At 74.1% G+C, this 12,143-nt stretch carries 13 protein-coding genes; 6 read left to right on the top strand and 7 right to left on the bottom strand.

Translation table 11 applies throughout. From position 1 onward, the window contains the following. Positions 1-18: 18 nt before the first annotated feature. Entirely contained in the window at positions 19-1,134 is a 1,116-nt protein-coding gene (locus ACIA8F_RS10700; RefSeq protein WP_399377932.1) for an alpha/beta hydrolase-fold protein, read from the bottom strand. Between the two features lie 186 nt (positions 1,135-1,320). Between ACIA8F_RS10700 and ACIA8F_RS10695 the strand changes: the two genes are divergently transcribed. The 5 genes from ACIA8F_RS10695 (at position 1,321) to ACIA8F_RS10675 (ending at position 6,077) form a co-directional block, all read left to right on the top strand. Then, the gene (locus ACIA8F_RS10695) at positions 1,321-1,533 is read left to right on the top strand and encodes an MbtH family protein (RefSeq protein ID WP_399377931.1); all 213 of its coding nucleotides are present in this window, start codon (positions 1,321-1,323) and stop codon (positions 1,531-1,533) included. A gap of 203 nt (positions 1,534-1,736) precedes the next feature. Beyond that, the gene (gene argC, locus ACIA8F_RS10690) at positions 1,737-2,774 is read left to right on the top strand and encodes an N-acetyl-gamma-glutamyl-phosphate reductase (RefSeq protein WP_399378077.1); all 1,038 of its coding nucleotides are present in this window, start codon (positions 1,737-1,739) and stop codon (positions 2,772-2,774) included. Further along, positions 2,771-3,922 carry a bifunctional glutamate N-acetyltransferase/amino-acid acetyltransferase ArgJ gene (gene argJ, locus ACIA8F_RS10685; protein WP_399377929.1) on the top strand — a complete coding sequence of 384 codons (1,152 nt, stop codon included), beginning with the start codon at positions 2,771-2,773 and terminating at the stop codon, positions 3,920-3,922. Before argC ends, argJ begins: the two co-directional genes overlap by 4 nt. 11 nt (positions 3,923-3,933) lie before the next feature. After that, positions 3,934-4,896, top strand: a complete 963-nt coding sequence (gene argB / locus ACIA8F_RS10680) for an acetylglutamate kinase (protein ID WP_399377928.1) — start codon at positions 3,934-3,936, stop codon at positions 4,894-4,896. Further along, entirely contained in the window at positions 4,893-6,077 is a 1,185-nt protein-coding gene (locus ACIA8F_RS10675) for an acetylornithine transaminase (RefSeq protein ID WP_399377927.1), read from the top strand. Before argB ends, ACIA8F_RS10675 begins: the two co-directional genes overlap by 4 nt. A 65-nt stretch (positions 6,078-6,142) precedes the next feature. Here ACIA8F_RS10675 and ACIA8F_RS10670 read toward each other — a convergent pair whose 3' ends face one another. The 5 genes from ACIA8F_RS10670 to ACIA8F_RS10650 form a co-directional block, all read right to left on the bottom strand. Beyond that, positions 6,143-6,628: a GNAT family N-acetyltransferase gene (locus ACIA8F_RS10670; protein ID WP_399378076.1), complete on the bottom strand. Its 486-nt coding sequence runs from the start codon at positions 6,626-6,628 to the stop codon at positions 6,143-6,145. A 124-nt stretch (positions 6,629-6,752) separates the two neighbouring features. Next, a complete protein-coding gene (locus tag ACIA8F_RS10665; protein ID WP_399377925.1) occupies positions 6,753-7,385 on the bottom strand; it encodes a 4'-phosphopantetheinyl transferase family protein in 633 nt (210 codons plus the stop codon). Positions 7,386-7,468: 83 nt separating this feature from the next. Then, positions 7,469-7,699: a hypothetical protein gene (locus ACIA8F_RS10660; protein ID WP_399377923.1), complete on the bottom strand. Its 231-nt coding sequence runs from the start codon at positions 7,697-7,699 to the stop codon at positions 7,469-7,471. Continuing rightward, positions 7,696-9,297 carry an amidohydrolase gene (locus ACIA8F_RS10655; RefSeq protein ID WP_399377922.1) on the bottom strand — a complete coding sequence of 534 codons (1,602 nt, stop codon included), beginning with the start codon at positions 9,295-9,297 and terminating at the stop codon, positions 7,696-7,698. Before ACIA8F_RS10655 ends, ACIA8F_RS10660 begins: the two co-directional genes overlap by 4 nt. Positions 9,298-9,542: 245 nt before the next feature. After that, on the bottom strand, positions 9,543-9,992 hold the full coding sequence (locus tag ACIA8F_RS10650) for an Lrp/AsnC family transcriptional regulator (protein WP_399377921.1): 450 nt from the start codon (positions 9,990-9,992) through the stop codon (positions 9,543-9,545). 136 nt (positions 9,993-10,128) lie between these two features. On the opposite strand from ACIA8F_RS10650, the gene ACIA8F_RS10645 reads away from it, so the two are divergent. Next, positions 10,129-11,139, top strand: a complete 1,011-nt coding sequence (locus tag ACIA8F_RS10645; RefSeq protein ID WP_399377920.1) for an asparaginase — start codon at positions 10,129-10,131, stop codon at positions 11,137-11,139. Between the two features lie 16 nt (positions 11,140-11,155). Here the strand turns inward: ACIA8F_RS10645 and meaB are convergent, their stop codons facing one another. Continuing rightward, a complete protein-coding gene (gene meaB / locus ACIA8F_RS10640; RefSeq protein ID WP_399377919.1) occupies positions 11,156-12,139 on the bottom strand; it encodes a methylmalonyl Co-A mutase-associated GTPase MeaB in 984 nt (327 codons plus the stop codon). Between the last annotated feature and the right edge of the window lie 4 nt (positions 12,140-12,143).

Here is a 12,143-nt window from a genome sequence, read left to right as displayed (position 1 = left end):
GGTCCTGCGGTCGGCCGGTCAGGCCAGCGCCCAGGCGACGTCCCTGAGCAGGGCGTGCCGCCAGCCGGCCCGGTCGTGGCCCGACGGCGACCGGGAGACCCGCACGGTGGCGCCGGCCTGTTCCGTGAGGGCCTCGACCAGTTCGCAGTGGGGGTGCATGCGCGTCTCGTGCTCGCCCAGGTCGAAGGCGATCCGCAGGCCCGGCGGGGCGGGGCGCTCGCGCAGGCGTGCGGCGGTGGTGCCGCCGCGCGGACCGCCCAGCGGGTCCGGCAGGTCCGAGGCCTCCGGGGTCCACCAGAACGACCCCGACTGGCAGGCGACCCGGGACACCAGGTCCGGGAACTCCGTCGCCGCGTACAGCGCGCTCAGCCCGGCGAGGCTCTGCCCGGCGACGACCAGCCGGCCGAGGTCGGCGGTCACCCCGCTGTCCGCGACCAGCGGCAGCAGTTCGTCCCGTACCGCCTCCCACAGCTCGGGCCGGCAGCCGAACTCCGCCTGCCGGTCCTTGGCGGGCAGGAACACCAGCGTGGCCGGGGGCATCTCGCCGGCCTCGAAGGCGGCGTCGAAGGCCGTCATGGCCGGGTGGAGGTACAGCCAGTCGTCCCCGTCGAGCAGCAGGACCACCGGTCCGCCGCCGCCGACCGGGTGGATCCGTACGGTGCGCTTGCCGCCGAGCCGTTCGCTCGCCCAGCGGATCCGGGTGCGCGGCAGGGGCAGTACGTCGTCGGCGCCCACGGCCGGCCAGTACGGCTGGGGCGCGAGGTCCGGGGTGGCGACGACGGAGCGTTCGCCGCCGGCCCGGGCCGGGTTGAGGGGATCGGGGTACGACGATCCGTCATCGGCGAGGAACCGGTAGGTCACTCGGAGCCGGGCGGGCATGCGGACCTCGGCGTACCAGCAGTCCGTGTCGCGCCACCGGAGCAGCGCCACCGGGTCCGACCAGCTCTCGAAATCGATGACCGTCGGGCTGCCGCGCCAGAGGAACAGGGTGACCCAACCGCCGTCGCCGGAAGGCGCGGACGCGGGAGCCGCGGCCGCCCAGAACTCATCGGTGCCGGGCGTGCCGGGCAGGTCGAACGCGGCGAAGGGGCTCTCGGAGCCGTCCTCGGCCAGGATCCGTTCGAGTGCACGCATCGGTGCCTCCTTGTGAGGGGGAAGGGGAAACGTTAAGCTCTATAATTAGGCGAGCCTAACCTAAGTGAACGGCTCTCTTCATTCCCGATCGACCTTCCCCACGGGCACGGCGCCCGCTGTCGGACTGCGCGCGCCGCACGCCGACGTCACCCGCCGGTCCCACCGGGCTCCTGGAGGAACCCCAGTATGAGCACCAACCCGTTCGACGATGCCGACGGCCGCTTCCTGGTCCTGGTGAACGACGAGGGTCAGCACTCCCTCTGGCCCTCCTTCGCCGAGGCTCCCGGCGGATGGACGGTCGCCCTCGCCGAGACCACCCGCGAGGCGTGCCTGGAGTTCATCGAGTCGAACTGGACCGACCTGCGCCCCCGGTCCCTCGCGGCGGCCGTCGAAGCCTGACCGGTCCGGCCCCGGACCCGCCGCGCCCGCGGCGGGTCCGGGGCCGGCCTGTGTCCGGGCGGCGGCCCTCGGCCGCCCCGGATCCAACGGGCCGCCGGGGGTGGCCGGTTGGCGGCGGAGGGCCCGGACGGGATGCGGCCAAATTAGGTTAGGCTAAGCTAAGTTTGTAGGGGGGATCGTGTGACATGAGAGAGCGGAAGAACATGACCGTACGGGTCGCGGTGGCCGGTGCCAGCGGCTACGCCGGCGGGGAGCTGCTCCGCCTGCTGAGCTCGCACCCCGCCGTGGAGATCGGCGCGCTCACCGCGCACAGCAGCGCGGGCCGTCCACTGGGGGCCGTACAGCCCCAGCTTCCCGAGTTCGCCGACCGGATCCTCCTGGACACCTCCGCCGCCTCCCTGCGCGGCCACGACGTGGTCTTCCTCGCCCTGCCCCACGGCCAATCGGGCGCCCTGGCGGCCGAGTTGGAACCCGGCACCCTGGTGGTGGACTGCGGCGCCGACTTCCGGCTGCGGGACCCGGCCGCCTGGGAACGGTTCTACGGCTCCGCCCACGCCGGCACCTGGCCCTACGGCCTGCCCGAACTCCCCGGAAGCCGGGACGAGTTGAAGGGCGCCACCCGGATCGCCGTCCCCGGCTGCTACCCCACGGCCGTCACCCTGGCCCTGTACCCCGCCTACGCGGCCGGGCTGGTCGAGCCCGAAGCCGTCATCGTCGCCGCCAGCGGAACCTCCGGCGCGGGACGCGCGCTCAAGACGCACCTCCTCGGCACCGAGGTGATGGGCTCCATGAGCCCGTACGGGGTCGGCGGCGGGCACCGGCACACCCCCGAGATCGCTCAGAACCTGTCCCGCGCGGCGGGCACGCCCGTGACGGTCTCCTTCACGCCCACCCTGGCGCCCATGCCCCGGGGCATCCTCGCCACCTGCTCGGCCCGCCTGCACCCGGCCGCGGAGCTGCCCGCCGAGAGCGAGGTGCGCGCCGTGTTCGAAGCCGCGTACGCCGACCAGCCGTTCGTCCGGCTGCTGCCGCCCGGCCAGTGGCCCACCACCGCGGCCGTCCTCGGTTCGAACACCGCCCAGGTGCAGATCGCCGTGGACCCCGACGCCCGCCGGCTGATCTGCGTGAGCGCCATCGACAACCTGACCAAGGGCACCGCCGGTGGCGCGGTGCAGAGCATGAACATAGCCCTCGGCCTGCCGGAACGGCAGGGCCTGCCCCTGAATGGAGTGGCTCCGTGAGTGTGACCGCCGCCCGCGGATTCCTTGCCGGCGCCGTGCGCGCCGGCATCAAGGAGTCCGGTGACCCGGACCTGGCCCTGGTGGTGAACCGGGGGCCCTCGCGCGCCGCCGCCGGTGTCTTCACCTCGAACCGCGTGCAGGCCGCGCCCGTACGCTGGTCCCGCCGCGTGCTCGCCGACGGGCGGATCTCCGCCGTCGTCCTCAACTCCGGTGGTGCGAACGCCTGCACGGGACCGGGCGGCGCCGAGGACACCCGGGTGACGGCGGAGCGCACCGCGCTCGCCGTGGGGAGCACGGCCGACGAGGTCGCGGTGTGCTCCACCGGACTCATCGGCGTCCGCCTCCCGATGGAGCGGGTGACCTCCGGCATCACCATGGCCGCGGAGCGGCTGTCGCCCGAAGGCGGCGAGGAGGCTGCCGTAGCGATCAAGACGACGGACTCCGTCCACAAGACGGCGGTGGCCTCCGGCCCCGGCTGGACGGTGGGCGGCATGGCCAAGGGCGCGGGCATGCTCGCCCCCGGCCTCGCCACCATGCTGGTCGTCCTGACCACGGACGCCGACGCGGGCGCCGAGGCGCTCGACTCCGCCCTGCGCGAGGCGGTGCGCACCACCTTCGACCGGGTGGACTCGGACGGCTGCATGTCCACCAACGACACCGTGCTGCTGCTCGCTTCGGGCAGCTCCGGCATCACGCCCGGCCCCGCGGAGCTCACCGCGGCCGTGCACGCCGTGTGCCGGGACCTCGCGCTCCAGCTGGTGGCGGACGCCGAGGGCGCCTCCAAGGAGATCGAGGTGGCCGTCGTCGGCGCCGCCACGGAGGCGGACGCCGTGGAAGTGGGCCGCTCGGTGGCCCGCAACAACCTCCTCAAGTGCGCCCTGCACGGCGAGGACCCGAACTGGGGCCGCGTGCTGTCCGCGATCGGCACCACCGCGGCCGCCTTCGACCCGGACCGGCTGGACGTGGCGATCAACGGCGTCTGGGTGTGCCGGGACGGCGCCGGGGCAGAGGCGCGGGACAAGGTGGACCTGTCCGGCCGCGATATCGTCATCACCGTGGACCTGCGCTCCGGTGACTCCTCGGCCGTCATCTGGACCAACGACCTCACGGCCGAGTACGTGCACGAGAACAGCGCCTACAGCTCGTGAACGGGGCCGAGATGACGCGGACGAAGACCCCGGACCCGGCGGTACGGGCCACGGCGACGGCCACCGTGCCCGCGCCCGTGCCCGTGCCCCGGGACCTGCCCTGGCTGGAGCAGCTCCAAGGCCGCACGGTCGTCGTCAAGTTCGGCGGCCACGCCATGGTGGACCCCTCCGCCCACCGGACCTTCGCCCAGGACGTCGTGGAGCTCTGGCACGCGGGCCTGCGGCCCGTCGTCGTCCACGGCGGCGGGCCCCAGATCAGCGCCCTGCTCGACCGGCTCGGCCTGGAGGTCCGCTTCGAGGCCGGGCTGCGGGTGACCACGCCCGAGACCATGGACGTGGTGCGCATGGTGCTCACCGGCCAGGTCCAGCGCGAACTGGTCGGCGCCATCAACGCCCACGGGCCCTTCGCCGTAGGCCTGTCGGGGGAGGACGCCCACACGATGACCGCCGTCCGGCGCCCGGCCTGGGTGGACGGCCTGCCCGTGGACATCGGCCAGGTCGGCGACATCGTGGACGTGGACGCCGGCGCCATCGCGGCCCTGCTGGAGCAGGGCCGCATCCCCGTGGTCTCGCCCGTGGCGCGCGGGGAGGACGGCCAGGTCTACAACGTCAACGCCGACCTCGCGGCCTCGGCGCTGGCCGTGGCCCTCGGGGCCGACCGGCTCGTGGTGATGACCGACGTCGAGGGGCTGTACGCGGACTGGCCGCACAGCACCGAGGTGATCGACCGCCTCACGGCCGGCGAACTGGACGCCCTGCTCCCGGAACTCGCGAGCGGCATGCTCCCCAAGATGGAGGGCTGCCTGCGCGCCGTACGGGCCGGCGTCGCCCGGGCCCAGGTCATCGACGGCCGGGTGCCGCACGCCCTGCTGCGCGGGGTGTTCACCGAGGACGGACCCGGCACCACGGTGGTGCCGGACGAGGAGCCAGGGCCCGAGGGGTCCCGCGGCACGGGCGAGGAGGACGGCGCGTGACCGCCGACAGCACCAGGACACCGCTCGCCGACCGCTGGCGCGCGGTGATGATGGACACGTACGGCACGCCCCCGCTCGCCCTGGCCAGGGGCGAGGGCAGTACGGTCTGGGACGAGGACGGCCGCGCGTACACGGACTTCACCGGCGGGATCGCCGTCAACGCCCTGGGGCACGCCCACCCCGCCCTGGTCGCGGCCGTCCAGGACCAGGTCGCCCGGCTCGCCCACGTGTCGAACCTGTTCGTCTCGGAGCCGGCCGTCGCGCTCGCCGAACGGCTGCTGGCCCTGCTGGACCGGCCGGGCCGGGTGTTCTTCGCCAACTCGGGCGCGGAGGCGGTCGAAGCCGCCTTCAAGATCGCCCGCCGGACCGGCCGCCCGCACCTGGTCGCGACGGAGGGCGGGTTCCACGGACGCACCATGGGGGCGCTGGCCCTGACCGGCCAGCCGCCCAAGCGGGCCCCGTTCCTGCCCCTGCCCGGGGAGGTCACGCACGTTCCCTACGGGGACGCGGAGGCGCTGCGCGCGGCCGTCACGGAGCACACGGCCGCGGTCCTCCTCGAACCCCTGCAGGGCGAGGCCGGAGTGGTTCCGGCGCCCCCGGGCTACCTGCGGGCGGCCCGCGAGATCACCCGCGCCACGGGCACCCTGCTCGTCCTGGACGAGGTGCAGACCGGGATCGGCCGCACCGGCCACTGGTTCGCGCACCAGGCGGAGCCGGGCGCGGAGCCGGACGTGATCACCCTGGCCAAGGGGCTGGGCGGCGGCCTGCCGATCGGCGCCACGGTCGCCTTCGGCGCCGCCGCCGGACTGCTGACCCCCGGTCAGCACGGATCCACCTTCGGCGGCAACCCCGTCGCGTGCGCGGCGGGGCTCGCCGTCCTGGACACCATCGAGAAGGAAGGGCTGCTCGCGCACGCCACGCGGGTGGGGGAGCGGCTGAGGCGCGGCATCGAGGCACTGGAACACCCCCTGGTCCGCGAAGTGCGGGGTGCCGGGCTGCTCCTGGGCGTCGTCCTCGCCGAGCCGGTCGCCGTGCGGGTCCAGCGGGCCGCGCAGGACGCCGGGTTCCTCGTGAACGCGGCCGGCGCGGGCGTCGTACGGCTGGCTCCCGCCCTGACGCTGCCGCAGGAGCGGGCCGACGCCCTGGTGGCGGCGCTGCCCGCGATCCTCGACGCCGGGTAGGCCCGGCGGGCGGTACGGCTCGGGGCGGGTCCCTCAGGGGCCCGCCCCTTCGTCGTCTGCGCCGTCTACAGGGTGCGGGACAGGACCCGCGCGCCCCGGGCCGGGTCCAGGGACTGCGCCCAGCCGGCCGGAGCCAGGCTCGGGGAGGCCGGGAGGAACCCGTGGCGCAGGAAGAGGCGGCCGCTGCCGGTCGTGGCCGTGAACAGTGTGGACAGGGGGCGGGTACGGGCCCTGGCGAACGCCGCGTGCAGCAGGCGGGCGCCCATGCCCGTGCCCTGCCGGTGGGCCGCGACGCAGAAGTTGTACAGCACGCCCGCCGCGGGGTGTTCGCGCAGGGCGAGGCAGCCTTCGAGGGTTCCGTCGGGCGCCTGCGCGACGAGGAAGTCGGTGGCCTGGGAGAGGTAGACGGAGACCGGGCGTTCGCGGAGCGCCCCCGCGTGGACGAACGGCCGGGAGAGGGCGGCGAGCGCCGGGCCGTCGTCCCGGCGGGCCGGGCGCACCGAGAACTCGGGAACCCCGTGCCACCGGGTGGCGGGGGTGCGGGGCGACAGGGTGGCGTGCGCGGCGGCAGGGTGCAGCGTGGCCGTGGTCAAGGTGTTCCTTCCTCGGTTCCGCCGTGTGCGGGTGCGGGGGCGAGGCCTCCCGGCGGAACGATCGAAGTAAGGTTAGCCTTACCTACTCTACGGAGCCAAGTCGGCCCGTACGGACGGCGCGTGCGGCCACGTAGCCGGGGAAGGCGGGCACGTCGGCGAGGGTCCATCCCGGCGGGGCGGAGGGGGCGTCCCCGGTGCCCACGTAGGTCAGGGCCGGGTTCCCGCCGAGGCCGATACCGACTCCCTTGAGGTAGGCCTCCTTCCGCGTCCAGCAGCGCGCCACCGCCGCGGGGCGCTCGCCGGCCGCCAGCACCGACAGCTCGGCGCGCTCGGCCGGATGCAGGACCTCGGTCAGCTCCGAGGCCACCTGGGCCGCCACCGCGGGGTCCGGCCGCCGCTCGATGTCGACACCGACCGGAGCGTCGGCGAAGGCCACCAGCACGGCGTCCCCGGCGTGGGACAGCGAGAAGTGCAGCGGCAGGCCGGGCAGGGCGGGCCGGCCGTGCGGCCCGCCGCAGCCGGGGCACGGCTCGCGGAAGAAGCGCACCTGCGCGGGGTCCCGGCCGAGCCGCTCGCCCAGCAGCCGGCGCAGCACGACGTGCGCGACCCGGTACTGGTCGCGGTCCGCGGCGCGCCTGAACCCCTGGAGCCGGGCCCGCTCGGCCTCGTCGAGCATCCCTTCCAGTTCCCGCGCCCGGTCCGCGTACAGGCTCACGCGCACCGCCCACAGCCCCGGCCCGGGCGAGCTGAGCCAGGGCCGTGCCGGGCCGTCGGTCCCGCTGCGGTCGGCTGCGGCCGTCACCCGCACGGGCGGCCCGGGTAATCGGCGCCCTCCGGGGCGCCGGCCTCGCGCATCCGGCACAGGACTTCCCCGAGGAGCCGGTCGTCCACGTCGACGGGCATGTTGAACTCCCGGTCGAAGACGAAGGAGTCGCCCGCGCCCGCGTGCCAGATCACCCAGCGCGGCGGCATCTCGGGCGCCTCCCACAGCGGGGAGAACCGTTCCAGAACGTTGACCTGAGTGCTCACAGCTTTCCTTCGTCCGTAGTGTCCGTAGCGTCCGTAGCTTGCTTTCCGTCGACCCACGTCGCCACGACCTCGACGGCGGCGATCCGGGAGGGATCGACGTACCGCGGGTCGTCGCCCAGCACGACGAGGTCGGCGCGCTTGCCGGGGGTGAGGCTGCCGGCACTGTCGTCCCACCGGCAGGCGTACGCACCGGCGACCGTGTAGGCGCGCAGCGCCTCCTCGACGGTGACCGCCTCGTCCGGCCCGATCGGCCGCCCGGAGGCGGAGGCCCGCTCGACCATGAACTGGATCGCCCGGAGCGGGGCCCCGTCCGTGACGGGCCGGTCGGAACTCCCCACGAGGGTCACCCCGTGGTCGAGGAATCCGCGCCCCCGGTACATCCAGGGAGCCCGCTCCGCACCCATCACGTCCGCGTAGTCGTCCCCGAACGAGTGCAGGAAGGTCGGCTGGACGACCGCACTGACCCCCAGGCGCGCGAACCGCGGGAGCTGGTCGGGGCGGATCAGCCCGGCGTGCTCGATCCGGTGCCGCGCGTCCGGCCGGGGCAGCAGCCGCTGCGCCCGCTCCAGCGCGTCGAGCGCGAGATCGGCGGCGCGGTCCCCGATGGCGTGCACGGCGAGCTGCCAGCCCGCGAGGTGACCGTCCACGATCAGCCGGGTGAGGCGCTCGGGGTCGTCCTGGAGCTGGCCGGTGTGGTCCGTGCCCGCGTACGGGGCCGTCAGCGCCGCGGTACGGGCCATCATCCCGCCGTCGGTGTAGATCTTGAGCGCGCCGAGCGACAGCCAGTCGTCGCCGAACCCGGTGCGCATGCCCAGGTCCAGGGCCCGGGGGATCCCGTCCTCCCGATGCGCCTCGCGCGGCCGCAACGTATCGCCCGCGGGCATGAGCTGCACCCGCAGCGGCAGCCTGCCCCGGTCCCGCAGCAGCTGGTACGCGCCGAGCTCCACCGGGCTGTGGCCGAGCAGCCCGCCCCCGATGCCCGCCTCCGCGACGGCGGTCACCCCCTCGGTGAGGCAGGTCCGGGCCGCACGCTCGACGGCGTCGGCGATCTCGGCCTGCCCGTACGGCAGTCGCAGCCGCCGGGCGGCGGTCATGGCCCCCTCGGCCAGGAAGCCGTCCTGATGCGGGACATCGGCGGGCAGCAGCCTCAGCACGGCACTGTTCACCACGCACCCGTGCCCCGAGTCGTGCATCAGGAACACCTTGCGCCCGCGGCTGACCGCGTCCAGCTCGCCGGCGGTCAGATGCCGCCCGAGCGCCCGCTGGTCGTACCCCATGACATCGACCCAGGCCCCGTCCCCGCCGCCCGAGCGGGAGACCGCTTCGGCCACCACCGCCAGCACGTCCTCGACCCGCTCGCACGGGGCGACGCTCGGGGTGCTCTGCTTCAGCCCGGTCCAGGCCAGGTGCACATGACTGTCGATGAACCCGGGCAGCACGGTGGCCCCCTGCAGATCGACGACCTCCCGGGCGGGCAGCGAGGCCACGTCCTCGTCGAGCCCCACGATCCGCCCCCGCCAGATCCCCAGCACGTGGGCGACGGGCCGGTCGGGATCCATGGTGATGATGTTCGCGTTGATCAACCTCGAACACAGCATGGGTAGTACGACTCCCCCTGAGGGCAACGCGCGTGTACACGGGGTGGGGCGGACGGCCATGGGGCGCCCACAGGCAGCTTAGGTAAGCCTAACCGTACGTTTGTCAGCGGGTCAACGTGCGGCGAGCGCCCCGGAAGGCGGAGCTGCCCTCCTGCTTCGGGGTGGAGCCGGAGTGGATGTGCGTCGAGCCGACCCGGTGCACCTTCTCGTACGAGGGCCTTCCCGAGGGCGGCTGACCCCCGTCGTCACACCGGCAGGCCCGTAGGGGCCTTGATGCGCTTCATGATGATCTGCGAGTTGACCTCCGTGACGCCCGAGAGGGCCGTGAGCTGCTCGATCCAGAGGCGTTCGTACGCGCGGAGGTCCGCGACGGCGATGCGCAGGAGGCAGCCGGGGCTGCCGAAGAGGCGGTAGGCCTCGATGACGTCGGGGATGTCCTGGAGTGCCGCTTCGAAGGCTTCGACGGCCTCGCGGTCGCGTCGGACCTCCACCGAGACCAGGACCTCGAAGCCGCGGCCCACGGCTTCGGGGGAGATCACCGCGCGGTAGCCCTGGATGATCCCCTCCTCTTCCAGCTGGCGGACCCGGCGCATGCAGGGGGAGGGGGTGAGGCCCACGCGCTGGGCCAGCTCCTGGTTGCTGAGCCGGCCGTCGGCCTGAAGCTCGCGCAAGATTTCTCTGTCGATCGCGTCCATCGCGCAATTATCGCGCATGTTTTATTGCGGGGCGGGGCTAAATCGCAATCGTGTTGCGCGTAGATCGGCCTACCATTGCCGATTGTAGAAAATCTGTGCGGGCCGTTTCGGGCTGTGTGAAGGAAGGGTCGTGGTCATGGGACGCATCGTCGTGATCAGTACGGGCGGGACGATCGCCAGCCGCTGGCAGGGTTCCGGTTTCGCTGCCGACGCCGACGGGGCCGAGGTCATGGCGACCGCGCCGCTTCCGGAGGGCGTGAGCATCGAGGTCGTCGACCTGTTCAGCGTCAACAGCCCCCGGCTCACCACCGCGCACCAGCTGACCCTGCTGCGGACCGTGCACGAGGTGCTCGCCGACCCGGACGTGGACGGGGTCGTGGTCACGCACGGCACCGACACGCTGGAGGAGTCGGCGTTCCTGGTGGATCTCCACCATCACGATGCGCGGTCCGTGGTCTTCACCGGGTCGCAGCGGCCCATGGGGGCGGCCGACGGGGACGGTCCCGGCAATCTCTACGATGCCCTGCTCACCGCGTCCAAGACGCGCGGGCTCGGCGTCCTGATCACGTTCGCCGGCCGGGTGCACGCGGCCCGCGGAACCGTGAAGGCGCAGGCCGTGGCGCTGGACGCGTTCGCCGACCCGTCGAAGGAACTGCTGGGGAAGGTCGGCTTCGGCAAGGTCACCGTGCTGCGCACGCCGGTGCGGCCGGAGCCGCTGCCGCTGCCCGCGATGCCCGAGGCGCCGGAAGGGCCGCCGCGGGTGGACGTCGTCGTGCACCACGTGAGCGGCGACGCGGTGCTGCTGAACGCCGCGGTGGCGGCCGGGGCGCAGGGAATCGTGCTGGTCGGCACGGGCGCGGGCAACGCGACGCCGGAGGTGGTGGACGCGGTGAAGGCGGCCGTCGCGCAGGGCGTGCTGGTGGCGCTGACCACGCGGGTCGCGGCCGGGCCGGTGACGGAGATCTACACCCACGGCGGTGCGGTGGACCTGGTCGCGGCCGGGGCCGTGCCGACGGGAACGCTGCGGGCGCCGCAGGCGCGGGTCGCCGTCCTGGCCGCGCTGCTCGCCGAGGAGGAGCCGGAGGAGCGCGTACGGGTGCTCCGGCGGATGCTCGCCACCGGCGGGCCCGTACTGGTCGCCGCCTGACCCTGCCGGGGGGACCTCAGGACTCCGTGAAGGCCGCCAGGAGGCGGTCCGCCGCCAGGGTGGGGGTCAGGGTGCCGTCCCGGACCGCCGATTCCAGGGCGGGGGCGAGGTCCCGTACCGCCGGGTTCGAGCGGAGGCGCTCCAGGAGCTCGTCGCGGACCATCGACCAGGTCCACTCCACCTGCTGGGCCGCCCGCTTCGACGCCAGGCGGCCGCCCGCCTCCAGGAGCAGGCGGTGCTGTTCCAGGCGGTTCCAGACCTCCTCCAGGCCCGTGGATTCCCGGGCGCTGCACGTCAGGACCGGCGGGGTCCACGCGGCGTCGGCCGGGTGCATCAGGCGCAGGGCGCTGGACAGTTCGCGCGCCGCGGACTTCGCGTCGCGCTCGTGCGGGCCGTCGGCCTTGTTGACGGCGAGGACGTCGGCCAGTTCCAGGACGCCCTTCTTGATGCCCTGGAGCCCGTCGCCCGTGCGGGCCAGGGACAGGAGCAGGAAGGAGTCGACCATGCCGGCCACCGTCGTCTCCGACTGGCCCACGCCCACCGTTTCGACGAGGACCACGTCGTAGCCCGCCGCCTCCATCACGATGATCGATTCCCGGGTGGCCTTCGCCACCCCGCCCAGCGTCCCCGCCGAGGGGGACGGGCGGACGAAGGCCGCGGGGTCCACGGAGAGGCGTTCCATCCGGGTCTTGTCACCCAGGATGGAGCCGCCCGTACGGGTGGAGGACGGGTCGACGGCCAGGACCGCCACCCGGTGGCCCAGCCCCGTCAGCATCGTGCCGAAGGCGTCGATGAAGGTGGACTTCCCCACGCCCGGCACCCCGCTGATGCCGATCCGGCGCGCCCGGCCCGCGTGCGGGAGGAGGTCCGTCAACAGCTGCTGCGCCAGTACCCGGTGCGCGGGCAGGGTGGACTCGACGAGGGTGATCGCGCGCGCGACGAACGCGCGCTTCCCGTCGAGCACGCCCTTCGTGTAGGCGGTGATGTCGATCCGGGGCACGGCG

The organism is Streptomyces sp. NPDC051563 (assembly GCF_044454225.1).
Classification (GTDB): Bacteria; Actinomycetota; Actinomycetes; order Streptomycetales; family Streptomycetaceae; genus Streptomyces.
The sequence above is the reverse complement of the archived record's forward strand: the minus strand, read 5'-3'. Positions and strand labels throughout refer to the sequence as shown.